This is a genomic window from Arthrobacter sp. W4I7 (assembly GCF_030816215.1).
Lineage (GTDB): Bacteria > Actinomycetota > Actinomycetes > Actinomycetales > Micrococcaceae > Arthrobacter > Arthrobacter siccitolerans_A.
Window position 1 is genome coordinate 4,331,875 of record NZ_JAUSXU010000001.1, and the last position, 22,507, is coordinate 4,354,381.

23 protein-coding genes and 2 pseudogenes are annotated in these 22,507 nt (G+C 65.6%); 5 read left to right on the plus strand and 20 right to left on the minus strand.

Annotation, left to right across the window (positions count from 1 at the left end):
* The first annotated feature begins 5 nt into the window (after positions 1–5).
* The 3 genes and pseudogenes from QF047_RS19685 to QF047_RS19695 all read left to right on the plus strand — a co-directional run bounded on the left by QF047_RS19685 (position 6) and on the right by QF047_RS19695 (position 1,783).
* The gene (locus QF047_RS19685) at positions 6–1,004 is read left to right on the plus strand and encodes a fumarylacetoacetate hydrolase family protein (RefSeq protein ID WP_307280561.1); all 999 of its coding nucleotides are present in this window, start codon (positions 6–8) and stop codon (positions 1,002–1,004) included.
* 85 nt (positions 1,005–1,089) lie between these two features.
* A pseudogene (locus QF047_RS19690) lies at positions 1,090–1,515 on the plus strand (SDR family oxidoreductase); the annotation flags it as partial.
* Between the two features lie 61 nt (positions 1,516–1,576).
* A complete protein-coding gene (locus QF047_RS19695) occupies positions 1,577–1,783 on the plus strand; it encodes an SDR family oxidoreductase (RefSeq protein ID WP_307282092.1) in 207 nt (68 codons plus the stop codon).
* Positions 1,784–1,875: 92 nt separating this feature from the next.
* On the opposite strand, the gene QF047_RS19700 is transcribed toward QF047_RS19695, so the two are convergent.
* The 7 genes from QF047_RS19700 to QF047_RS19730 all read right to left on the minus strand — a co-directional run bounded on the left by QF047_RS19700 (position 1,876) and on the right by QF047_RS19730 (position 9,588).
* On the minus strand, positions 1,876–2,658 hold the full coding sequence (locus QF047_RS19700; RefSeq protein WP_307280564.1) for an SDR family NAD(P)-dependent oxidoreductase: 783 nt from the start codon (positions 2,656–2,658) through the stop codon (positions 1,876–1,878).
* 112 nt (positions 2,659–2,770) lie between these two features.
* Positions 2,771–3,334: a DoxX family protein gene (locus QF047_RS19705; RefSeq protein WP_307280567.1), complete on the minus strand. Its 564-nt coding sequence runs from the start codon at positions 3,332–3,334 to the stop codon at positions 2,771–2,773.
* Positions 3,335–3,466: 132 nt separating this feature from the next.
* On the minus strand, positions 3,467–4,429 hold the full coding sequence (locus tag QF047_RS19710) for a LysR family transcriptional regulator (protein WP_307280569.1): 963 nt from the start codon (positions 4,427–4,429) through the stop codon (positions 3,467–3,469).
* A gap of 65 nt (positions 4,430–4,494) precedes the next feature.
* On the minus strand, positions 4,495–6,072 hold the full coding sequence (locus QF047_RS19715) for a GMC oxidoreductase (RefSeq protein WP_307280572.1): 1,578 nt from the start codon (positions 6,070–6,072) through the stop codon (positions 4,495–4,497).
* Between the two features lie 16 nt (positions 6,073–6,088).
* Positions 6,089–7,570 carry an MFS transporter gene (locus QF047_RS19720; RefSeq protein ID WP_307280575.1) on the minus strand — a complete coding sequence of 494 codons (1,482 nt, stop codon included), beginning with the start codon at positions 7,568–7,570 and terminating at the stop codon, positions 6,089–6,091.
* Between the two features lie 162 nt (positions 7,571–7,732).
* Complete coding sequence (locus tag QF047_RS19725; protein ID WP_307280577.1) at positions 7,733–8,551, minus strand: hypothetical protein; 819 nt, start codon at positions 8,549–8,551, stop codon at positions 7,733–7,735.
* Complete coding sequence (locus QF047_RS19730; protein ID WP_307280580.1) at positions 8,548–9,588, minus strand: Gfo/Idh/MocA family protein; 1,041 nt, start codon at positions 9,586–9,588, stop codon at positions 8,548–8,550. The genes QF047_RS19725 and QF047_RS19730 overlap by 4 nt, the downstream gene beginning before the upstream one ends.
* A gap of 107 nt (positions 9,589–9,695) precedes the next feature.
* Between QF047_RS19730 and QF047_RS19735 the strand changes: the two genes are divergently transcribed.
* Positions 9,696–10,958, plus strand: a complete 1,263-nt coding sequence (locus QF047_RS19735; protein ID WP_306637462.1) for an ROK family protein — start codon at positions 9,696–9,698, stop codon at positions 10,956–10,958.
* Positions 10,959–10,984: 26 nt separating this feature from the next.
* On the opposite strand, the gene QF047_RS19740 is transcribed toward QF047_RS19735, so the two are convergent.
* Complete coding sequence (locus tag QF047_RS19740; protein WP_307280585.1) at positions 10,985–11,401, minus strand: DUF6379 domain-containing protein; 417 nt, start codon at positions 11,399–11,401, stop codon at positions 10,985–10,987.
* Between the two features lie 67 nt (positions 11,402–11,468).
* Here QF047_RS19740 and QF047_RS19745 point away from each other — a divergent pair, with 67 nt between their 5' ends.
* Positions 11,469–12,476 carry a restriction endonuclease subunit R gene (locus tag QF047_RS19745; RefSeq protein ID WP_307280587.1) on the plus strand — a complete coding sequence of 336 codons (1,008 nt, stop codon included), beginning with the start codon at positions 11,469–11,471 and terminating at the stop codon, positions 12,474–12,476.
* Between the two features lie 439 nt (positions 12,477–12,915).
* On the opposite strand, the gene QF047_RS19750 is transcribed toward QF047_RS19745, so the two are convergent.
* From QF047_RS19750 to QF047_RS19805, 12 genes and pseudogenes are all read right to left on the minus strand, one after another.
* Positions 12,916–13,920 (minus strand): sugar phosphate isomerase/epimerase, encoded by a 1,005-nt coding sequence (locus QF047_RS19750; protein ID WP_307280590.1) that lies wholly within the window; start codon positions 13,918–13,920, stop codon positions 12,916–12,918.
* Between the two features lie 12 nt (positions 13,921–13,932).
* Positions 13,933–15,120 (minus strand): Gfo/Idh/MocA family protein, encoded by a 1,188-nt coding sequence (locus tag QF047_RS19755; protein ID WP_307280593.1) that lies wholly within the window; start codon positions 15,118–15,120, stop codon positions 13,933–13,935.
* A complete protein-coding gene (locus QF047_RS19760; protein WP_091419160.1) occupies positions 15,117–15,515 on the minus strand; it encodes a DUF6379 domain-containing protein in 399 nt (132 codons plus the stop codon). The genes QF047_RS19755 and QF047_RS19760 overlap by 4 nt, the downstream gene beginning before the upstream one ends.
* Positions 15,516–15,524: 9 nt before the next feature.
* Positions 15,525–16,295 (minus strand): nuclear transport factor 2 family protein, encoded by a 771-nt coding sequence (locus QF047_RS19765; protein ID WP_307280597.1) that lies wholly within the window; start codon positions 16,293–16,295, stop codon positions 15,525–15,527.
* 10 nt (positions 16,296–16,305) lie between these two features.
* Positions 16,306–16,548 carry a hypothetical protein gene (locus tag QF047_RS19770; RefSeq protein ID WP_307280599.1) on the minus strand — a complete coding sequence of 81 codons (243 nt, stop codon included), beginning with the start codon at positions 16,546–16,548 and terminating at the stop codon, positions 16,306–16,308.
* A gap of 289 nt (positions 16,549–16,837) precedes the next feature.
* A pseudogene (locus QF047_RS22385) lies at positions 16,838–17,332 on the minus strand (sugar phosphate isomerase/epimerase family protein); the annotation flags it as partial.
* A 19-nt stretch (positions 17,333–17,351) separates the two neighbouring features.
* Positions 17,352–18,455, minus strand: coding sequence for a sugar phosphate isomerase/epimerase (locus QF047_RS19780; RefSeq protein WP_307280606.1), 1,104 nt, complete (start codon positions 18,453–18,455; stop codon positions 17,352–17,354).
* A complete protein-coding gene (locus tag QF047_RS19785; protein ID WP_306637447.1) occupies positions 18,452–18,847 on the minus strand; it encodes a DUF6379 domain-containing protein in 396 nt (131 codons plus the stop codon). Before QF047_RS19785 ends, QF047_RS19780 begins: the two co-directional genes overlap by 4 nt.
* Positions 18,848–18,933: 86 nt before the next feature.
* Positions 18,934–20,493: a GMC oxidoreductase gene (locus tag QF047_RS19790; RefSeq protein WP_307280610.1), complete on the minus strand. Its 1,560-nt coding sequence runs from the start codon at positions 20,491–20,493 to the stop codon at positions 18,934–18,936.
* Entirely contained in the window at positions 20,490–21,263 is a 774-nt protein-coding gene (locus tag QF047_RS19795) for a TIM barrel protein (RefSeq protein WP_307280612.1), read from the minus strand. Before QF047_RS19795 ends, QF047_RS19790 begins: the two co-directional genes overlap by 4 nt.
* 28 nt (positions 21,264–21,291) lie before the next feature.
* Positions 21,292–21,663, minus strand: coding sequence for a nuclear transport factor 2 family protein (locus tag QF047_RS19800; protein WP_307280614.1), 372 nt, complete (start codon positions 21,661–21,663; stop codon positions 21,292–21,294).
* A 6-nt stretch (positions 21,664–21,669) separates the two neighbouring features.
* Positions 21,670–22,506: a carbohydrate ABC transporter permease gene (locus tag QF047_RS19805; RefSeq protein ID WP_307280618.1), complete on the minus strand. Its 837-nt coding sequence runs from the start codon at positions 22,504–22,506 to the stop codon at positions 21,670–21,672.
* Between the last annotated feature and the right edge of the window lies 1 nt (position 22,507).

Sequence of the window (22,507 nt, forward strand, 5' to 3'; positions counted from 1 at the left end):
CGCACATGGTCAAGATTGCCCGTTGGAATCACGACGGCGGGACGCAGTCCGGCTTTGTGGACGGCGGAAACTGCTTTGCCCTGCCAGCAGGCCAGTCCGTCCAGGCGCTCCTGGACGCCGGGCTCGGGGAGACGCTGGCACTCGCACGTGAGGTCATTGGTTCCGCCGGTGCGGTTCCGCTGGCGGATGTGCACCTGCTCGCCCCGCTCGCGCCCGCCACCATCCGGGACTTCGTGGCGTTCGAGGAACACGTCGAAGGCGTACGCAAGAGCATCGACGGTGTGGCGGGCGTGGTGCCGGAGTGGTACGAGGCACCCACCTTCTACTTCACCAACCCGCATACGGTGACCGGCACCGGCGAGGTCATCGGTATACCGGCGGGCTGTACGGACCTGGACTTTGAGACGGAAGTGGCCGCAGTCGTCGGCCGCGTTCCGGGCAGCGACGGACGCAACCTGAGCGCCGAGGAGGCCCACCGGCATATCTTCGGGTACACGGTGCTCAACGACTGGTCGGCGCGGGACCTGCAGCGCCGGGAGATGAAGGTCAGCCTTGGGCCGTGCAAGGGCAAGGACTTTGCCAACACGCTGGGACCCTGGATTGTCACTGCGGACGAGTTCGAGGACCTGCACGACGCCGAGGGGTTCCTGCCGATCTCGATGGCCGTTGAGGTCAACGGGGAGGCCATCGGCCAGGACCTGCTGTCCAACATGGGCTGGCCCTTCGCGGAGCTCGTGGCCTACGCCTCACAGGATTCCGTAGTGCGGCCGGGTGACGTGCTGGGCTCCGGCACGTGTGGCAGCGGCTGCCTCGCAGAACTCTGGGGCCGGAACGGCGCGAAGACTCCCCCGCCGCTGAAAACCGGCGACGTGGTGCGCATGACGGTGGAAGGCATCGGCACCATCGAGAACACCGTTGGCGCCCGGCGCGAAGCCGTGACCCGCGTACCTGCCCGGACGCGTCCGCGCAACCGGGTTGCCACTGCGGCTCCTTCCGGAATCTAGGGTGGTTTCGCTTCAGCTCAAGGGCCGGACGGTGGTGGTCACCGGCGCAGGCCAGGGCCAGGGCGCTGCCGAGGCGCGCCTGCTGGTGGAGGCCGGGGCGAGTGTCATTGCCACCGACCTTGCGGCGGATATGCCTGCGGGGTTGGCGGGTTTGCCGTCGTCTTCTGCCGGGTCCTTGTTGTACCGGCAACTGGACGTGAGCGATGCCTCCGGCTGGTCCGAACTCGCTCAATGGATTCAATCCGAGGGATGGCAGGTGGACGGGTTGGTCAACAATGCCGGCATCACCCAGCGAAGCCGGCTGCTCGATGCCTCGGTGGCGGACCTGCAGAAGGTCTATGAGGTCAACGTGGCCGGAAGCCTGCTGGGGATCCAGGCACTCGCGCCGTTGATGGTCAGCGGGGCCTCGATTGTTAATGTCGGCTCTGTTGCCGGCCTGACCGCGCATTATCCCGTGGCATATACGGCCAGCAAGTGGGCGCTGCGGGGGCTGTCCCAAGTGGCTGCCATGGAGCTTGGACCGCGCGGGATAAGGGTCAACACGATCCACCCGGGCTTCATCGAAAACACCCATGACGGCGGGCGCCAAGCCGGAATTCCGGCACGCCACCCTGGCCGAAACTCCGCTGGGCCGCACCGGAAGTGCGGAGGAGGTGGCCGCCGTCGTACTCTTCCTCCTCAGTCCGGTGTCCTCTTTCGTGACCGGCGCGGAAATTCCGGTCGACGGCGGTCAGACATCCCACGGCGGCGCCAAGTCAGTCTCCGACGCCCTGCGCTAACCGCCCGATACATCCCAACTGAGTAGCGCTAAGTGTCGTTTTGGAGCTTCAAAACGACACTTAGCGCTACCTAGTTGGGGGAGCGACGGGGATCAGCCCGGGAGCACCGCGGACCAGCCGCCGTCGACCATCAAATTGGCGCCGGTGACGTACGAGGCCTCGTCGGAGGCGAGGAACAGGGCGCACTTTGCCACTTCTTCGGGCGCGCCGATGCGGCCCAGCGGGATGCTGCCGGCGATGGTCCGCATAGGGTGGTCCGGCGCAAGGAGGTTGCCCTCAGTTGCCGCGGTACGGATCATCCCGGGACTGACGGCGTTAACGCGCAGCCCATGGGGAGCCCCTTCGGCCGCGAGCTGTTTGGTCATCGCCACCACGGCCCCCTTCGTGGCGGTGTGGGCCAGCCGGCCGTTGGTCATAGAGCCGGTGACCCCCGCTGTGGAGCCCACCAGGACAATCGCACTGTTGGCAGCCTGGATCAGTTGGGGCCAGAAATACCTGACCGGCAGGAACACCACGTCCATCTCGTGTTCAATGTTCCATTTCCAGTCATCGAAGGTGAGCTCCCCCAACGGGGCGAAGCGGGTGACTGCGGCGTTGGCGTACAGGATGTGGACCTGGCCATGCTCCGCGGCCACATCCGCAGCCCAGGCCGCCACGGCTGCCTCGTCCGTGAGATCGACCCGGCTGCTGTTCATCCGGCCCCCGGCGTCGGTGACCGCCGCAACCGTGGCCGCGGCGCCGTCGTCGTCCATGTCGCAGCCCACCACGAAGGCCCCTTCCGAAGCGAAGGCGAGCGCCGCCGCCCTGCCCTGGCCGCTGGCCGTTCCGGTGATAACGGCCGTTTTGCCGGCCAGTCGCGGGCTGGAAGCGGGCATGGGAGATCCTTCCGAGAGCGTGTTTCCTCGACTTTCGCAGGGACGGGCCGGAAGGGGAACGGCGTCTTGGGTCTAGGTGGTATCCGCCGCGCGGATAGTTGCGGGGACGGGCTCAGCCGTCTTCCGCAGCAGTCCCGGCGGCCGGCGCCGCAGCGTCTGCGGCCAGGGCCTTGCGCCGGCGGGAAACCTGGATTGCGATGGCGGTGGGGATCGCGGCCAAAGCGGTGATCCGCATCCAGGGCCGGTCCAGGACATGGCCGGTGAGCGCATCCAGCGAGTAGAGGCCGGAGCCCCCGATCGTGAACGCGGCGGCTGCCAGGCCGAGCACGGCCGGGTATTCGAGGCCGCCCTCTTGGGCGAAGAAGCCGTTCGGGGCGTGGACGCTGGCTGCGACGCCCATGGTGGTTGCGGCAGCGGCGCCGGCGGCAGGGGTGGCGAGCCCCAGGGCCAAGGCCAGGCCGGCTCCTGCTTCACCTACGCCCGCAAGGACCGCGCTTGTTTTAGCGGGGCGGAACCCCATGGCGTGCATGCCCTGGCTGGTGCCTTCGACGCCGCCCCCGCCGAACCAGCCGAAGAGTTTTTGGGATCCGTGGGCGACGAGCACTCCTCCCAGAGCCACCCGAAACAGGGTCTGCGCGGCGGCCGCCGCCTCAGGGCTGGTGGTTACATTGGTCATAACAGTCCTCCTGGGGTTTTTTGAGTCGATGCACGGCTCGTTTCAGCACCGAGTCTACGACTGAGCAACCGCCCCGTCACCGGGAAGAATTAGGCAGGATACCCCCTCCGGCAGCCGGTACCAGCCGTGGGCCTACGGGGTATCCGCCGCATGGATAGCCACCGGATGGGCGTTGACGGGGAAGAGCTCGTGGAGCCGGGAGCAGGAGCGCTGGACCACTGACCGCAGCCACACGCTTGCCGGGTCTTCCGCCTGGGACGGGTGCCAGTACATGGCCTCCACCAGGGATGCCTCGATCCCGCCGGAGAACTCCAGCACCACGATGTCCGCGCCGCGCTGTGCCCTGCCGGCCAGCATCCGCGGGACGAGTGCCACAAGGTCGGTACCTTCGACCAGGAGCGGCAGGGACAGGAAGCCGGCCACCACGGCCGCCACCCGGCGCTGGATGCCCCGGGACTCGAACAGCTTGTCCGCCGGGGTGCTGATGCCCTCGCCGAAATAGCCGACGGCGTGGGGCACGGCGGTCAGGTCTTCGAGGGTCAGGCGGGGCTGCTGGAGCAGGGGGTTCCCGGCGTCGGCCACGGCCACGAAGCTGTCGCGGAAGAGCTGCTTGCTGGCTCCCTGCATCTGATATCCCGTGGGGCCCACCAGCAGGTCGATCTTGGAGTAATCCGCCATCTGGCCCTGGATCCCGGAGCCGGCGGTGGGCACGAAGTCCACGGACACACCCGGTGCTTCTTCCCGCAGGATTCCGCGCAGCGGGCCCACGATCAGCGCCGCAACGTAGTCCGACGCGGCGATGATGAACTCCCGCTCGCTGGTGGCCGGGTCGAATCCGGACCTAATGCGCGTGGCCCGCTGGATGTGCAGCATCGCTTCATCTACCAGCGGGACCAGGGACTGCGCAAAGGGCGTGAGGTCATAGGTGCGGCCGTTCCGGACCAGGAGTTCGTCGTCGAAATGGCGCCGGAGCCGCGCCATCGCCGCGCTGGTGGCCGGCTGGCTGAGCTGGAGATGCTCCGCCGCCCGGGAGATGTTCCGCAGTTCCAGCAGGACCTGCAGGTGGGGCAGCAGGTTCAGGTCCAGGTTCTTCATACCCACAGGTTATCCATGCCCCCGGTCCTGCCCTGCCACCGGCCACCTTCTACAACCCGCCCAGGTCAGGCGCCCTTTGACCCCAGCTCCCCGGCAGCCTTCCGGGCCCCGCGCACCGCGAGGGCAACACTCATCAGCGTGGGGTTCATCGCCGTCGCCGTCGGAATCAGTGCGTTACCGCCCACTACCAGGTTCTCGTAGCCCCACACGCGGGACCACGGATCGGCTACGGAGGTGCCGTCGTCGGCAGCGCCAAGGCGCATGGTGCCCTGGTAGTGCAGGCTGGAGCCGTTCGGCATGAGCCGGGGCTCGGCGACGAAGACACCCAGGGCCTTGCCGGCACGGCGCAGCCGTTCCGTAGCCTGGGCTATCTCCGTTTCCTCCCGCTCGGTGAGCGCGTAGTCGATGGTCATGTTCGGGAAGCCGCGGTAGTCCGCCTCGTTGTCGTCAAAGGTGACGGCGTCCTCGTAGCGCGGGTGTTTGCGCATCCCGTAGCCCATGTTGACGTAGCCCCAGCGGTTTTCGGAGTAGGGAGTGCCCGGCTCCATGGGGAACGGCGTGGTCTCGGTGTACATCACCTGGACGGAGAAGGGGTGCTCCGGCTCCGAGAACGGAATGCGGTTCACCGCCGCCACAGGGTCCGCGGGGTTCAGTGCGCGCCGCGCCAGCTCGGCTTTGAGGTCCTCTTCACTGGCGTACCGCTGCATCTTTTCGGCGTCGAGTGCCACTGTGGAGATCACCACGGGATGTTCGGTCAGGTAGTGGCCAAGCGCGGCCGGCCGGATGCCCGAGGCCCAAAGGAGTTGCGGGGAGCGGAAGGCATCGGCGGCCACCACAACGATGTCAGCTGCCACAAAGGAGGTCTCTCCTGTGCGCAGGTCCTGCACCGTGACCCCGCTGACGCGGTTTCCGTCGAGCTCCACCCGGCGGACCAGGGTGAGGTCACGCAGTTCGAACTGCTGCGAGAGCGGGCTGTCCTTGTCGGTCAGGGGGCCGAGGACGACGTCGGCACCAGCCCAGCGCACGGACCCGTCCGGCTGCGGGTCCCCGGCCACCGGAAGGGTGCCCACCCCGTAGCCATCCGGCAGTTCCGCGCCGAACTCTTCGTCGAGGAGGGTGCGAATGGCTTCCCCCACTTTCGAGTCGGCGAACGCGGCACTGTGGACGTGCAGCAACCGCTTGGCGTCCTCAATCAGCGCATCCCATTCATCATCCGCGATGAAGGGGATCTTCTCGCTGAAGGCGGGCGACGGCGTCGCGCAGGTCCAGTGCGCACCCTGGCCTCCCACGTTGGTGGCCGCAGCCGCGGCCGGGAAGGAGGAGGCGTGGGCGGAGCCTGCGCCGCCGAAGTCCAGGAGGTGGGTGCCTTGGCGGGCGGTGAACATGCCCTCGGTGACGGTGGCTGCCGGGATGCCGAGTGACTCTCGGAAGGCGCCGGCCTGCGGACCCTGGGACATTTCCCGGGCGCGCGCCTTCTCCGCGGGATCGAGGATGTTCCGGACGCTCTCGCCGGGAACATCGGTTAGCTGCGGTCCGGCTTCGAACATCACCACCCGCGCATTCGGGACCTGCTCCAGGAGCACCCGCGCGTACGTGGAACCAATGGGTCCGCTGCCGACGATGGCGATAGTGGGGTTGGACATGATGTCTCCTTTGAGATCAGGCCGAGAGGGATTCGGAAGTGGTGTTGGGAGCGGGAACATGTTCGTCGGAGAGGCGGCCGTGCGGAAGCAGGACCGCTGCGACAATTCCCACGGCGTAGGTGGCCGCCAGGGCGACGAAGATGGGCGTGAACACTGAGCTGTAGATCTGCGCGATGCTGGCCTGGATGTCCGGCGCCGCCCCGTGGACCAATTGCGGCGTCAGCGTGGAAGCGTCAAGGCCTGCCGGCAGAAGAGCCGCGACCCCGAAGCCGATCACTCCCCCGATGACCGCCGTCGCCACCGTTGACCCCACCTGCCGCACCAGGTTGATGGTGGCAGTGATGGTGCCGGTCTGGCTGGCCGGCACAGCTCCCTGGACCACGGCGACAATCAGGCTCATAAATGCCCCGGTGCCCATTCCCACCACAGCCATCACGATCATGGGAACCCACAGCGGAAGACCGGCCGGCAGCACCGCCATCACCAGAAGCCCGGCGGCCCCCATCATGGTTCCCGCGATCGGGAAAATCCGGTACTGCCCTGTCCGGCTGGCCAGCCAGCCGGTGAGCAGGTTGCTGATCAGCATGCCGAACACGGTGGCGATCGGCACCAGCCCGGACACCGTGGCGCTGGTCTGGTACGCCATCTGGAAGTAGGTGGGCAGGTAGGCGGTGATGGAGAAGAGTCCGACGCCGATAATCGCCGAAAGTGCCGTGCCCGCCGCAATGGTCCTGTTGGTAAAGAAGCGGAGCGGAACGATCGGCTCGGCGGCACGCCGCTCGATAAAAAAGAAGGCAACGAAACCGGCGATGCTCACCGTGAGCGCGGCTGCGGTGGCAAGACCTGCGCTGCGTTCGGCGGCCCATGTGACGGCAAGTACCAGCGCCACCAGGGCTGTGGTGAAGACAGCGGCCCCGGCAACGTCGAAGCGGCGGGGCATCGGGCCCGGCTCCAGGTGCGGAACGGCGACAAGCGCGAGGCCCAGGGCCGCTGCACCCACCGGGATGTTGATCCAAAAGACCCACTGCCAGCCCCAGTAATCGGTGATGGCGCCGCCGAGGACCGGGCCCACCAGGATGGCGATGGGGAAAGCTGCTCCAATGATGGCCATGTAGCTGGGCCGTTCACGCTGGGTGGTGACGCGGGAAATAATCGTCTGGGACATCAGCTGCAGCCCCGCGGAGCTCATCCCCTGCAGGACCCGGGCGGTAATAAGCCAGGACATGTCCGTAGCGAAGCCGCAGGCCAAGGAGGCGGCGAGGAACATCACGAGAGAGCTGAGGAAGATGCGGCGCGCGCCCAGCACATCGCCCAGTTTGCCGAGCACCGGCAGCAGCACGGTACTGGCGAGCGTGTAACCCACCACAACCCAGCTCATCAGCTGCAGTGCGCCCAGTTCACCGGCAATGGTGGCCAGGGAAGTGGACACCACGGTGTGGTCCAGGGCCCCGAGGAAGGAGACCGAGAGCAGGGAGATAACAAGGAAACGGAGTCTCAAAGGAGAAAGTGGCATAGTGATCTACCCGAACGATCGGGCCGTCGACGCGACGTGTTGTGCCCCCGACGCACCATCACGACGGAGAACGGGTCCGCAGGGAACCCCGGCGCCGGTACCCATATTACCTTACTTTGGTCTAAAAACAACATAAGAATGCTCCGATTAGACATGGGAATAACCGCCTGCCTGCGCGCCGAGCAGAGACCGGGCCAGGGCCATGTCCTGCAGCAGCTCCTCCAGGTCAGCTGTCGGTCCATCCGACAAGCAGGCGTCGATAGCCCGGCGGAGTGCCAGCCTCGCTGATGATTCAAAGCGTTCGGGAGCGCGTAACGCCCCCTCGTCCCTGAAGGTCTCCACCCGCGCCAACCGGGCCGGCTGGTCCAGGGTGACTTCAGTCCGCACCTCGCCAAGGGCCAGCACCTGGAGCAGTCCTCCCGGGTGAACGCCCCCCACGGGAGTTGCCATCACAGTGGCCGGGACCGAACCGTCGCCGGAGTCCCTCGACTCCAGGAGCGCGATCCTGCCCTGTACGGTGGCAATGGATGCGTGCAGTGCGAGTGGCTCTCCTGCCAGGGACCTCGCCCAGCCAAAGCCATCGAGAATGACGCCGTCCAGGGCTGCTGCGGGGGCAGCACATTCGACAGTGATCAGGCGTGGCGGGCTGCCGCGCCGTGCCCGCTGAGCGTCAGCAACAACATCCGGACGCAGGCGGGGACGATCGACAATCACCGGAATGTCCCCGGGCCACGGAACCGCTTCAACAGCTTCCCGCCGAAGCACTGCAGGATCGGCAAGCACCACTGCCGCGGCTCCGGCGGCCATGGCATCCTGGATGGCGATCCGCCAATCGCCGGATCCGGCTACCACAACCACAGCACCCCGCCTGTCGTCCGTGATTGCCGTGCTCAGGGGAAGCTCGGCAACAGCGGCTGAATAAGCCGGCAGTTCCGTGAAGACAGGAACCGTGCGATCCCGACTCATTGCGGCACCCCTGCAAGGACTTTCGCTGCGACAGCATCGGCCAGGTCGGTTGCGTAATGGGCGTCAGCAAGCAGTTCGTCATACTCGACAGGGGCCTCCCCCTCAAGGAGCGAAGCAAGCAGGCGCCACTCGGACACGTAGCCGCCTTCTTCATCGCGCGGGTACTCGGTCCACTGTCCGTCGACGCTTCGCACCCGGGTGGCAGCGCTTCCGGCATGGACAAAGGCAGGCGGGAAGTTCACCTCGATGCGGTCATGGGAGGTGGCGATACTCATCCGCCACAGGGCATCCGGCCCCTCCGGGAGCATGGTGAGTGCCAGCTGGATAAGGACTCCGCCGGCCCGATACCCCACCAGGTAGCCGATTGGCGAAACGATCCGTGCATAAACAACTTCATCGATCCCCGGCGCGATGTCCCTCACAGCGGGAAGATCATGAATCGCAAGACCGGTCAGCAACTGCCTCAGGACGCCCGCTGCCACAGCAGGATCCTTGAGGTCAGGACGTCCCCGCCGGGCAGCCTGGAAGGGACCGCCCTCGGCCACCAGCCGGTGGTATCGGTCATTCGGCGGAAGCGCCAGGGTCACGGAAACGGCCTGCACCTTGCCCTCGAGGGCAACAAGATGGTGCTTTGCCCGCCCCCAGGCGGCATCAAACAGGTGGTTCGTGCCCACTAGAAGAACGGCTCCGGCCGCCCGGCAGGCCGAGACGACGTCCTCCGCTTCCTGCCTGCTGGCAGCCAGCGGCTTCTCACAGAAGATGGCACGCTTGCCCGCGGTGAGCGCCGCCAGGATCTGCCCCCCGTGCTCAGCGGGCGGGCTGCAGATGGCCACCACCTCCACGGCCGGGTCCGCGAGCAAACCCGCTTCCCCCTCCGACCAGCGGGCACCGCACCTTTCGGCCAGGCCCCGCGCCCGCCCGCTTCCCGCATCAGCAATGTGAACCACGTTGAACAGGTCCGGAACCCGCCCCAGCACTGGCACGTGAAGGGCCGCCACCCCGGGCCCGGCCCCAATAATTCCTACACCCAAAGGCATCGTCGCCGCCCTTTCTTATGTCCTTATTATTCATAAGTCAGGAAGGTTTTAGCTATAGTCGCCCAAAACCGCGCCTTAGTTGGTTCCCGTATGTGAGAATTGTTGCCATGACGACAGACTCGACCCTCCGCTTTGGAGCACAGACGGATGAAGTGACGAGCCTGCTGCGGATCGTCAACCTGGTGCGAACCGGCGAGGCAACCACCCGCCCCGAAATCGGCAAGGTCACCGGACTGGGCAGGGGTGTCGTCAGCCAGCGCGTGGACCAGGCGATCTCGATCGGTTTCCTCGGCGAGGGAGAATTCGGGGCATCCTCCGGCGGCCGCGCGCCACGGACGCTCCGTTTCCGCGCTGAACAGGGGCGTATCATCATCTGCGCCCTTGGAGCGGCCCATATCCGTGTGGGCATAGCCGCGCTCGACGGCGACATCGTGGATCATGCGCACCGCACCTGGGACATTGGCCAGGGGCCCGGGAAGACTATCGACGCCGTGATGGCCCTCGTCGACGACGTGCTCAAGAAACATCCCAAAGTGCCCGCGTGGGGCGTCGTGGTGGGGCTTCCCGGCCCGGTCGACTTCACCACGGGACAACCGGTGGCGCCGCCAATCATGCCAGGGTGGAACGGCTTCGATGTGCGGACGCCGTTTGAGGAGCGCTTCAACGCGCCGGTGTGGGTGGACAACGATTCCAACCTGCTGGCCCTTGGCGAACGCGCCCGCCGGCGCGACTCGCTCGCGGACCTCATCTACTGCAAAATCGGCTCGGGCATCGGAGCCGGCCTGCTGTCGAAGGGCAGGATCCACCGCGGAGCCAACGGCGCGGCTGGCGACATCGGCCACGTCCGCGTCTCCGACTCCGACGTCCAATGCCGTTGCGGCAAGACTGGCTGCCTGGAAGCGGTTGCCGGCGGCTGGGCGCTGGTCCGGGACGCAGAAGAGGCCATCAAGGACGGCGCCAACACCTCCCTTGCCGCGGCGGCCAGGAAGGGTCACCTATCGCTTGAGGAGATCACCCTCGCAGCCCAGGCCGGCGACTCCCTGGCCATCTCCCTGGTGCAAAAGTCGGCCCGCGTAGCAGGTGAAACCATTTCAGCCCTCGTGAACATGTTCAACCCCGGAGTGATTGTCATCGGCGGGGCCATGGGTTCGGCCGGTGAAGTTTTCCTGGCGGAGGTGCGGCAGCGGGTCTACGAATTATCGCTTCCCCTTGCCACCCGCGACCTCACCATCACCCTCTCGGTGAATGATGAGCGGGAGCCGCTGCGTGGTGGAGCCGAACTGGCCCGCGAGCAGCTTTTTGATGCCACTTTCCCCCGCTGGTTCGCGGATGGCCGGCCGACGCCGGAACGCGTCGCAGTTCCCGCCTAAGATTCCACAGCTCCGGGCGCGCCCGGTCAGGCGACGTCGCGGGAGACACTGGGTACCGGCTTTCCGTCCAGTTCCAGCCGGGCCTCCAGATGGAACGGCAGGACCAGGGGCGAGCCGGGCCGCGCCTGCAGGTACGGCACCATCAGCTGGAAGTCGACGGCGACGGCGTGCTTGCCGCGGGACAGCGCCCATCGGCCCGCCAGGACAAGCCTGTCCTGCACGAACCACCAGCCGGACTCCGCCTCCAGCGCATCAAGCCGCACATGCCGTGGTCCCAGCACCACCGCCAGCTCCCGCGGCGCCACCGGAACGCCGTCCACCTCCACTCCCAGGCCGGCAATGCTGGAGAGTGGCATGGAGCGGATCCACGGCAGGCCCAGCCGGAGCTCAAAGCCTCCCGGAGTGGCAGTCAGCGCATCTTCGCGCAAAGCGGTTTCCAACATGGCTTCCATCCTTTATCCTGAAACTGACATAAGTTTGTCATTAACAAGCATAAAGGGGAAGACGCCTATGGCTCCCGAAATTCCTGGCAGCTGGACCCTCTGCGCCAGCTCCTTCAACTGGACCCCGGACATCATCACCGCACGCCAGTCAGCCCATGACATCGTCACCGGTATCGCGGACTCGACGGTGAAGACCGTTGAACTCGAACCTGGGCTGGTGTGGCGGTCTTTTCCCGCTCCCCACGACGCCGAAGTCGATGAGCTGCGGGATGCCCTGGCAGCGAAGGGCGGATCTGTCAGTATCGTGGGTGCCAGCCTGGACGACTTCACGCCGACGGAACGCCGCCCCCTGCAGCAGCGCCTGGATTTCCTGGTACCCCAGATCCATGCCGCGCACCGGGTAGGAGCGCATGGGATCCGGCTCCCGATCGGCCAGGCCGGCACCGAATTGCTCACGCTGGTCCAGCCGCTGCTGCATGAGCTCGACCTGGTGCTGTTTGAGGAAATCCAGGGGCAGCAGGCCCCCGGCAGCCCCGCCGTCGAACCTGCCCTCGAAGCGATAGACGCGCTCGGAGATGACCAGGTGCGGGTGCTCGTGGACATCAGCATGCTGATGCCCGCCCTTCCCGTCACCTACCTGGAGAAACTTCGCCAGGGCGGCATGCCCCAGGACTTCATGAGGCGGCTCGAAAATGACTGGCGCGATCCCGCCACCATCGACGCCGTCACCGCCCTGCTCCGCTCAGGAAACGTGCCCCCGCCGATCCGCACCCTCTATATGAACCTGCTCATCCGCTTTGGCCGCAGCGATGCGGCGGACCTGCAGGGCATCCTCCCCATGGTGGGGGCCTTCCACCTGAAGTTCTGGGACCTGGACGACGACGGCGGGCGGGTCACGGAGCCGCTGCGTGACCTGGGCGGCCTCCTGGGCCGGAACGGCTTCAGCGGCACGCTCACCAGCGAGTGGGGCGGCCACGAGTGGCTCCAGGACGACCCCACGGAGATGACGCGAAGGCACCTGGCCATGGCGGAGGCAGCGTTGATTGAGCCCGCCGAAACCCCTGTTGGTGGTTGAGCCTGTCCCACCCCCGCGATTTCGATAAGCCTTCCAAGCCGAGGGTGACAGGGGTGCTTGCGGAGCCGTAGCTTTGGAATCCTTGCGGGCCCTGCACCCGAAGGCGCCATCAGGTTTTGCAGCTTCCCTTGCAAGCCTCCATCAGCTCCTGCGGCTTTTGGCGCATCACTCCATCAGTTCCTGTTGAAGTCCGACGGCCGTGCTGCAGCGGCAGCGTGACGGCAAGGCCTGAGATCTTGAAGGTGATGGAGGGTTGCCTGATTTGCTGCAGGAGGTGATGGAGCGTCCCCGGTGTGGATCCGCACGCAATGGCCGGAACGCTCATTACCCGGGATTTACACCTGTTTTGTCCTGGCAACCCCTGATTTCGACAGGCTCAATCACCGGCTGAAGAAACACAAGAAGGCCGGCCCCGCGGGGCCGGCCTTCTTGTGTGGAATTACTTGGTGCTGAAAGCGGCGTCGAAAGCCGCCGCGGAAGGCTCGTAGCTGGAGAGCCGGCGCACGAACGCCAGTGCCTCGGGGGCGCCGTCCAGCCTGTCCATACCGGCGTCCTCCCACTCCACGGACAGGGGGCCGCGGTAGTTGATGGAATTCAGCATCCGGAACGCATCTTCCCAGGGGACATCGCCGTGGCCGGTGGAGATGAAGTCCCAGCCGCGCCGCGGGTCAGCCCAGGGCAGGTGGGATGAGAGCCGGCCGTTGCGCCCGTTGGCCAGCCGCTTCTTCGTGTCCTTGCAGTGCACGTGGTAGATGCGGTCCTGGAAGTCCCACAGGAACCCCACGGGGTCGATGTCCTGCCACACCATGTGGCTCGGATCCCAATTCAACCCAAAGGCTTCGCGGTGTCCAATCGCCTCCAGCGCGCGCTGGGTGGTCCAGTAGTCGTAGGCGATCTCGGAGGGATGCACCTCGTGGGCAAACCGGACGCCCACCTCGTCAAAGACGTCGAGAATGGGGTTCCACCGGTCGGCGAAGTCCTGGTAGCCGGCGTCCACCATCTTCTCGGAGGCGGGCGGGAACATTGCCACGTACTTCCAGATGGACGAGCCCGTAAACCCCGTCACCGTCTTCACGCCGAGCTTGGCAGCGAGCCGGGCGGTGTTCTTCATTTCCTCGGCGGCGCGGCGGCGCACCCCCTCGGGATCGCCGTCGCCCCACACCACGTCGGGCAGGATGCCGCGGTGCCGTTCGTCGATGGGGTCATCGCACACGGCCTGGCCCTTAAGGTGGTTGGAAATGGTCCACACCTTAAGGCCGTGCCGTTCCAGGATGTCGAGCTTTCCCTGGACATAGGCGTCGTCGTCCCAGCGCCAGGGGTCCAGGTGGTCACCCCAGCACGCGATTTCCAGCCCGTCGTAGCCCCACTCGCCGGCGAGGCGGGCCACCTCCTCAAACGGCAGGTCGGCCCACTGGCCAGTGAACAAGGTAATCGGTCGTGCCATGTACTTCCCCTCCTACGAAACCTGGGCCGGGACGTCAGCGGCAACGCGCGTCCAGGCCGAATCATTCTCGGAACTGCGCTCGACGGCGTCGAGCACCCGCTGTACCCGCAGCCCGTCAGCGAACGTGGGATGCGGGTCGGTGCCGCCCACGATACCTTCCACGAGGTCCTTGACCTGGTGGGAGAACCCGTGCTCGTAGCCGAGCATGTGCCCTGCCGGCCACCACGCCGAAACATAGGGATGCTCCGCTTCCGTGACCAGGATTTCCCGGAAGCCCTGGCGGTCCGCGGGTGCCGTCCGGTCGTAGAACTGCACGCTGTTCAGGTCCTCGAGGTCGAAGGCCAGTGCGCCCTTGTCCCCCGAGACTTCGATCTGCAGCGCGTTCTTCCGGCCGGTGGCAAAGCGTGAGGCCTCGAATGATCCCAGCGCACCGGATTCGAACCGGCCGGTGAAGATGGCGATGTCGTCCACCGTCACCTGGCCGTAGCCGGTACCGGCGGTCCCGGATAGGCCGGAACCTGAATCCAGCAGCGGCCGCTCTTTCACGATCGTGTCGATGGTGCCTGAGACCTTTTCGAGGTTGAGCCCGGTTACGAACTGGGCAAGGTCGATGGCGTGGGCGCCGATGTCACCCAGCGCCCCGGAGCCGGCATGTTCCTTCTGCAGGCGCCAGGCCAGCGGCATCTCCGGATCCACCAGCCAGTCCTGCCGGTATGAGGCACGCACCTGGTTGATGGTCCCTACGGCGCCCTCGGCGATCAGGTTCCGCAGGAACGTGACCGCGGGAACCCGGCGGTAGGTGAACCCCACCATCGCACGGACTCCCCGGGCTGCGGCCCGCCCTGCAGCCTCAGCCATCGCTTCTGCCTCGGCCACCGTATTGGCCAGCGGCTTCTCGCACAGGACGTGCTTCCCCGCTTCAAGGGCTGCGATCGCGATCTCGGCGTGGGAGTCGCCAGGGGTCACGATGTCGACGACGTCGATATCGTCCCGGGCGATCACTTCGCGCCAGTCGGTGGCAGACTCAGCCCAGCCCCACTTTAGGGCCGCGTCCGCCACCGCTTGGGAGTTGCGGCCCACCACGACGGCCATTTCCGGTTTGGCCGGCAGGTCAAACACTCGCGGCGCGGTCCGCCAGCCCTGGGAGTGGGCAGCGCCCATGAACCCATAACCGATCATCGCCACCCGCAGGGTTGTCATGCCAGCACTACCTTGCGCTCAACCGCCACCCGGTTTCCGACGTAGCGCATGGGAGCGATCTGCATGTAGAGCAGGCGGAGGGTAAGGATGACTTCGACGTCGATCTCCTCGCCCGCGTCGGGGATGCGGTCCAGCGGGATGATGACATCCGGCTTATCTGCCACAAACCACAGGGTTTCCCATTGCTCCGGCAGCTCCGCGATGGAGTATGACTTGCCCTGCAGTTCGAAGCGGAGGGACTCCTTGGGGATCGCCACGCCATTGACTGTGGCCGCAACATCGTCCACGGCGGACAGCCAGAGGCTGCGGTACCAGGGCAGTTGCACGGACACCGAAATGCCCTCGGGGTGCCTGCGGACGTCGGCGTCCTGGAACAGGGAGTTGTGAGTTGCCATGGCTTTTCCTTACTTGAACGTGTCGACGAAGGTGTCGTGGGGTGCAGGCGGGAGGGGATCCAGCGTCTGCCGGGTGGACGGGCTGTACGGGTGGGATTCCTGGGGCACCGGTTCGTCCGCCGGCGGCATAAACACCGGCTTGCCGTCGTCGCCGAAGTACATCAGGTCCAGGGCGAAGGCATGCTGGTTCTTCTCGGCGAAGCTGATCCAGTTCTCCTCGAACGGGGCCCTCAGGAGCTCGTAGCAGCGGAACTTCCAGATCTTCCATTCCCCGTCCTGGCGCAGGAAGTCCACAGCGTACTTGCACCAGACCCAGTGGGCCCAGACCCTCTTGCCCTGCACCTCACCGGGCGAGTACATGTAGTCCGGGCTGTCCTTGGCCACTTCCGGGTCGGTCAGGCCGGACTCGTTGCCGGTCATGATCCAGACGCCCTTGGCCGTGTTGCCGTCGGCCGCCACTTCGATGACCGGCGTGGTGGTGTAATGCAGGATGAGCTTGCCCTCGGGCCGCGGGCGGCCCTGGTGGTAGCGGATGACGCTGTCGTAATCCGTGTACTGGCCCGCGTTGGTGTACCTCGCCCGGATGCCGGGAGTACCCGGCTTCACCCACAACGGGATGATCTGTTCATCCTCAAAGGCATTGTGCAGGTACATATAGCGGTTGAACAGGTTCTCAATGTCACCCCGGTCGTTGGCCCGGCGGGCCAGTTTCAGGACTTCAGCGAGTTCGCCGCGCAGGCGCTCCACCTCGGTTGCGAGGTCGGTATCGATGACAGACATTGCACCTCCCCTAAGCCGGAACAACAGCTTCTTCGATGGCACGGCGCATGAGCGAGTGCTGCTTCTTGACCAGATCGATGGGGTCGGATTCGCCCAGGTCGGCGAAGGCGTGGCCTTCCCACTCGCTGGAGAGGAAGCCAGTGTAGCCGCCCTTGACGAACTGCCGGACGATCCGCGGGATGTCCATGGCCGGCTCGTTGCCGTTTTCGTCGATGTCGTAGAACTTGGCGTGCACGTGGAAGATCTGGGGCATGATGTCCAGCCATTCCTCCGGCCGGGACCAGCCCGTGCATGTTGAACGCCAGCCGGGTGAACGGACCCAGCCGGGCGGGATCGAAGTTGTTTTCGCGGAGGTAGTCCTCGAACTCCTGGTTCCGCTCCTGCATGGGCAGGGGCTTGCGCCAGATGTCCTGCATGACAGCGAAGTGCTCCTCGGGCAGGCCCATCTGCCGGAGCGTGCGGAACAGCGTCGGGGACAGGCTGTGCATGGTGGAGCTGAAGTCCGCAGTGAAGCCCAGCCGGTCGCTGCCGAGCTCCTCGTACATCTCGCGGATCTGCAGGATCTTGGGATCGTTCGGGCCCTGGGGCGCGTGGATCTCGTAGCCGAGCTTCTGGTCGTACTTCTCGGCCAGCGGAAGCAGCCGGCGGAGCAGTTCCTTGCCTGCGGATCGGATGACGATCTTGTTGAAGCCAAGCGTGTTGGCGGTCTGGAGCTGCCTGGCGAAGAAGTCGAACTCCTCGTCGGGCGTCATGTCCCGGTCTTTACGGCGGCCCATGTCCAGGTTCGTGCCAACGGCACTCGGGGTCAGGCCGTAGCGGTCCATGCTGTCGCGCCAAAGTTTGACGAAGTCGTCGTCCACGTCGGGGTAGGTGCGCAGCATCTGGGCGATGTTGAACTCGACGCCCGGACCGAGGCCTTCATCGGCGACGGCTTTGATCAGTGTCTCCGGGGTGTAGAGCCCGGCGGCGAATTCGGAGGTCAGTGAATAGAGGGTAATGCCGAGCTCGATGCCCGAGCCTGCGATGCCTTCTGACATGTCTTTGATTCCTTTTGATTCAGCCGCGGACGGGCTGGGCGAGGTGGTTGCTGAGGATACGGCGGGCTTCGGAAGCGTCGGTGATCATGGCGGAACCGGCGTTGGCCGCTGCTGAGCGCTGAACTGCCTGCTCGCCGCGGATGATCTCGAACGGGTCCTGCCAGTTGTTCCAGTGCCAGCCTTCATATTCACTGGAGATGGCACCGGAGTAGCCGTTTTCCACGAGTTGCCGGACCAGGCCGCGCACCGGCACTGAGGGCTCTTCGCCGTTTTCGTCAATGCCGAAGAACTTGCCGTGCACGTGGCGGACCCAGGGCATGATTTCCAGCCAGGTGTCCAGCGGTGCAGGACCGAACAGTCCCGTTCCGTTGATGGCGAAGTCGATGCCAAGGTCCGGCCGTCCGTTCCGGGCGGCGAGGCCGATGAAGGCACCGAAGCGTTCGCCGTGGACCTTCTGGGTGTTGGGCGGGCCTTCGGCGTAGAAGCCGTTCCACAGTTCCACCACCTGCCGGAGCAGGTCCTCCGATGCACCACGGCGGCGGTAGGCCTCCAGCAGGGAGGGCGCAAAACCTGTGACGGTGGCACCCCAGTCGGCGGTGAAGCCGAGCAGCGGGGAATCGAGCTTTTCGTAGCGGTCGCGCAGTGCGAGGACGCGTTCGTGGGCGCCGTGCTGGTCGGCGTGGACTTCGAGCGCCAGGGTGACGCCATACTTCTCGGCGACGGGCAGGAGGCTTTCCATGGCGTCGGGCGTCAGCGAGATCTGCACGCGGGCGATGGGGAACCCGAGCCTGGCTGCTACCTCGATCTGCTTGCGCATGTATTCGACCAGCTCGTCGTGGTTCATCAGCCGGTCGCGTCGGATGCCGGTGTCAACGTTGACGGCCAGGGAGGTGGGAACCAGGTCCACCTCGGCCACCAGGTCGCGGAACTGCCCCACGAAAGCGTCATCGATGCGGTCCGGGAAGCCGCGGAGGCTCGAGAATCCGATAAGCTCCAGGCCCGGGCCGAAGCCCTCGGCCGCAACCTTGCGGAGGAGGCCGTCGAGGTCGTACTGCCGCGCATGGGAGGCGCGGGTGAAGCTGTAAAGTGTGACGCCCTGGATCGGCGTGCCAAGGCTGGTCATCGCTGTGCCACCTTCATGGTCTTGGTGTCGTGCTCTTCGATGTGCAGCACGCCGTGGTCGGTGATGATGTAGGGAATGTAGAGCTTCAGGTCCACCCGGACCTCGTGCTCCGTCTGGCCATCCCGGACGGGAAGATCGCCGGAAAGGACGGCCGAGTCGAGTGGAAACCACCACTCGCCGGTCTCATCCACGAGCTCTTCAAAGCTGAACGTGCGGTTGTTCATGGTCCACCGAAGCGTGTCCTGCGGAGCGGCAACGCCGTCAACCGTGAGTGCTGCGCCGGCGATGCACGAGCCCGGAAGGGCGCGGTACCAGGGGATCCGTACTTCGACGGCGGTACGGCCGTCCTGGGTGGTAAGTGTCCCCTGCTCGATTATGCGGTCGGCGATCATCGAGACCTCCTTGTCTGCGGCATGCCTTGCCTGTGATTGAAAATGCCTGGATGGGAATGAAGTGACCGTCCAGCGGCACTTATTCTTTATTTAGTCAGTTTATTGTCTGAATCAGACATAAGTAAAGAGCTGTCGATTTCTTGAGCGATGTTCCGTGCTCCACGTATGGCGAGCGCTACCGACGTCAGCGTGGGGTTGCATGCTGTGGCGGTGGGGATAACGCCATTGCCGGCCACGTAAAGGCCGGGGACCTGCCACACCTGGCTGTCCGGCGAACAGACGCTCTCGCCGTCGTCCGTCTCGCCCATACGCGTGGTGCCCTGGTAGTGCAGCGACGCTCCGGGGGGCAAAACGAAGGGCTGTTCGTCAAGAGGTTCGCCCACAGCCTTGCCCAGCCGGATAATCTGCTGCCTGGCGCGGTCCAGGACTTCATGGTCCCGCTCGGTGAGGCGGTAGTGGATGCGCATGGCGGGCATCCCGTAGGAGTCACGGGTATCGTCGTCGAACGCCACCCGGTCCTCGCGCTGCAGGTCCTTTGCGCAGAACAGGCCCAGCCCCACTATTGAGCCGGGGACAACGGGATCATCGGCAGCCAAGGGGACCGGGGACGCATCCAGCTGCATGATCTGGCCATGGAACGGCGCCTCGTCAGTGTAGGGAACCCAGGCAACTCCACTCTGCTCACTGAGTGCTCCGCTGGCTGCTGCCGGGCCCTGTGGAGCCGCGACGTCGCGCAACCTGCTCGCGAACACCACCTGCGCCTGGTCGTTGAGGTAGCGGCCCAGTGCGTCGGGCCGGATCCCGGATGCCCACAGCAGCTGCGGCGTGCGCAGGGCATCCCCGCCCACCACCACGTACCGGGCGGCCACCCGGTGGGTTTCGCCGCTGCGGCGGTCCTGGACCTCGATCCCGGAAGCAATCCCGTCCTCCACCAGGACACGCGTCACCAGCGATTCATCAAAGAGTTCAAACTGCGGGTTTTCCCGGGTTACGTTATCCATCACGACGTCGGAGCCTGACCAAACAAGGGCGCCATCCTGCCGCCGGTGGACAGCAAGCGGCATGGGCTGGACGCGGCAGGCAGGCTTTCGGCCCTGATCCACCACTGTGGAGAGTCGTTCGCGGACGAGGTCCGAGAAAGGGGCGCCATCGAACGCATGGGTGGTGACGCCCAGGAGGCGGTCAGCCTCGTCCAGGAGCTCTTCAAGGTCGGGCAGGAACGGGATGCGCTCCTTGCCGCCCGGGCGGGGGCAGGCGGCGGTCCAGTGGGCAGCCATGCCGCCCACGTTGCTGGACATGGCCGCGACTGGCATGCCGTCCTCGCCCGGGAAGGCGTACCCGTCCTGCAGCAGGTAGGTTCCCGGCCGGGCACGGCGCTCACCGCTCTTGACGGCACCGGGTGAGTTCACCGTGGCGGCACCTGCACCGGGGCCTTCCGAGGCCCGCTGGGCCAGGCTGCGGCGATCAGGATCCTCGATATTCTTGACGTGCGCCCCGGCCGGATTGCTGACGGTGGGGCCCACTTCGAACATGGCAATATTGGCGCCGGGGGCTTCTTCGCTGAGGATCCGTGCGTAGGCCGATGCCGTTGGGCCGCTGCCGACGATGGCGACGTCGACCGCAGCGGGATACCGGCTGCTGCTCATCGTCCCGCCACCAGTTCCTGGATGCGGCGCACCGACTTTGCCGAGTCAATGGTGGGGTAATACTCGAGCCCGATGGGGCCTGTGTAGCCGCTGTTCCGCAGGTCCGCGAACCGGGCGGGCCAGTCGATGGAGCCGGAGCCGGGTTCGCCGCGGCCCGGTGCATCGGCCACCTGCACGTACTTGACGAGGTCCCCTGCGTTGGCGAGCTCGGCGGCCACATCCTCGCCTTCAACGGTGGAGTGGTAGAGGTCGTAGAGGATGCCGAAGTTGGGCGAGTTGACGCCCTTGGCAACGTAGACAGCTTCCGAAGTGCGGTCCAGGAGCGCCCCGGGGTGATCTACCCTGATGTTTACCGGTTCGAGGACCAGGGTGATGCCGGAACCCTCAATGTGGGCCACGCCCCTGGTGAAGATCTCGATCAGCTCGTCCAGCTGGTCCTGCCGCTTGCGGCCACCGAAGCCGGTGCCGCTGCCTACCACGATGCGGGAGCAGCCGAGCTGCTGGGCGACCTCGACGCCGGCATCCAGTCCGGTGTAGAACGGCGCATGGTCCTTGGGCGGGATCATGAACTGCATCCGCGGCTCTGCCAGCTGGGCGGTGAGCTGGACGCCGGTTTCCTCCAGTGCTTCCTTGAGGGCGGGAATGTCCTTCCCTGTGGGCCCCCACATCTCTACGGCATTGAAGCCGGCGGCGGCTGCGGCCCGGACGCGGTCGGGGGCGTCCCCGGCCTCGGTGAAGAGCAGGTCGATATTGGGTGCGAGCTGGTACATGGTTTACTCCTTGGAAAGTTGCAATGTTCTAAAACATGGGGTGGTCGTGGACAGGCCGGTCCGGGACCGGCTGGAGCACGTCCCAGTGCTCCACGATCCGGCCGCCTTCGAAGCGGTAGATGTCGGCGACGGCCGCATCCGGGCGGCCCGGGCCCGAAGCACGTACATGGACCATGGCCAGGTCCCCGTCAACCAGGATCCGCTGGACCTCGAAGAGCGAGTCGGGGGAACCCTCGAACTTGGGCGTCAGCATCCGGATAGCCTCTTCGGGGCCGTCGCCGATCGTGGGATTGTGTTGGCGGTAATCGTCCGCGACGAGGAATTCGAAGGCTTCCCGCACCCGTTTTTGGGTGTAGAAGATCTCCACGAAGCGTTCGAACGCCGCGCGGTTGTCAGTCATATCGGATCAGCCTTTCAGGCCGCCGGAGAAGCCCTGGATGAAGCGCTTCTGTGCGAACAGGAACAGGGCAAGGATGGGGACCATGGACACAATGACAATGGCGAAGATCGAGTTCCACTGGGAAACCAGGGAGCCGATGTAGTAGTACATGGCCACCGGCAGTGTCTGGTTGGCGGAGCCGCCCAGGAAGATCAGCGACGTGAAGAAGTCGTTCCACACGATGAGGCCGGCGAAGATGGTGACCGTTCCCGTGGCGGGAGCCATCATGGGGAACACCACCTTGGAGAAGATCTGGGACTTGCTGGCGCCGTCGATGGTGGCCGCCTCTTCATAGTCCGTGCCAAGGCCGCGGAAAAAGTTTTCGTAGAGGAAGATCGAGAGCGGCAGGAGCATGCCGGTGTACAGGACAATCAGGCCCCACGCTGATCCGGTGAGTCCCAGAGCCCGTGCCCCCATGTACAGCGGGACGGCACCGAGTTGGCCTGGAAGGATGATGGCCACCAGGAAGAGGTAATACGCGCCCTTGCTCCAGCGGCGGGTGCTGCGGGAGATGACGTACCCAGTGATGGAACCCAGTGCGATGAGCCCCACGATGCTTCCCGCGGTGATGATGACGCTGTTGATCAGGCCCAGCACCACGTTGGAGTTGCCGGTGGCGGTGAGGACGTCGATGAAGTTGCTGAAGTCCGGACTTTTTGGCGGAGCCAGGGCTGAGGTGGTGAACAACTCGGTGTCCGGCTTCAGGGCAGTTGTTACCAGGAAGTAGAACGGCGTGAGGAAAAGCAGGGCGAGGGCCCACAGGCCGATTTCGCGGAGCAGGGTGAGTTTGGTGTAGCGGAACATT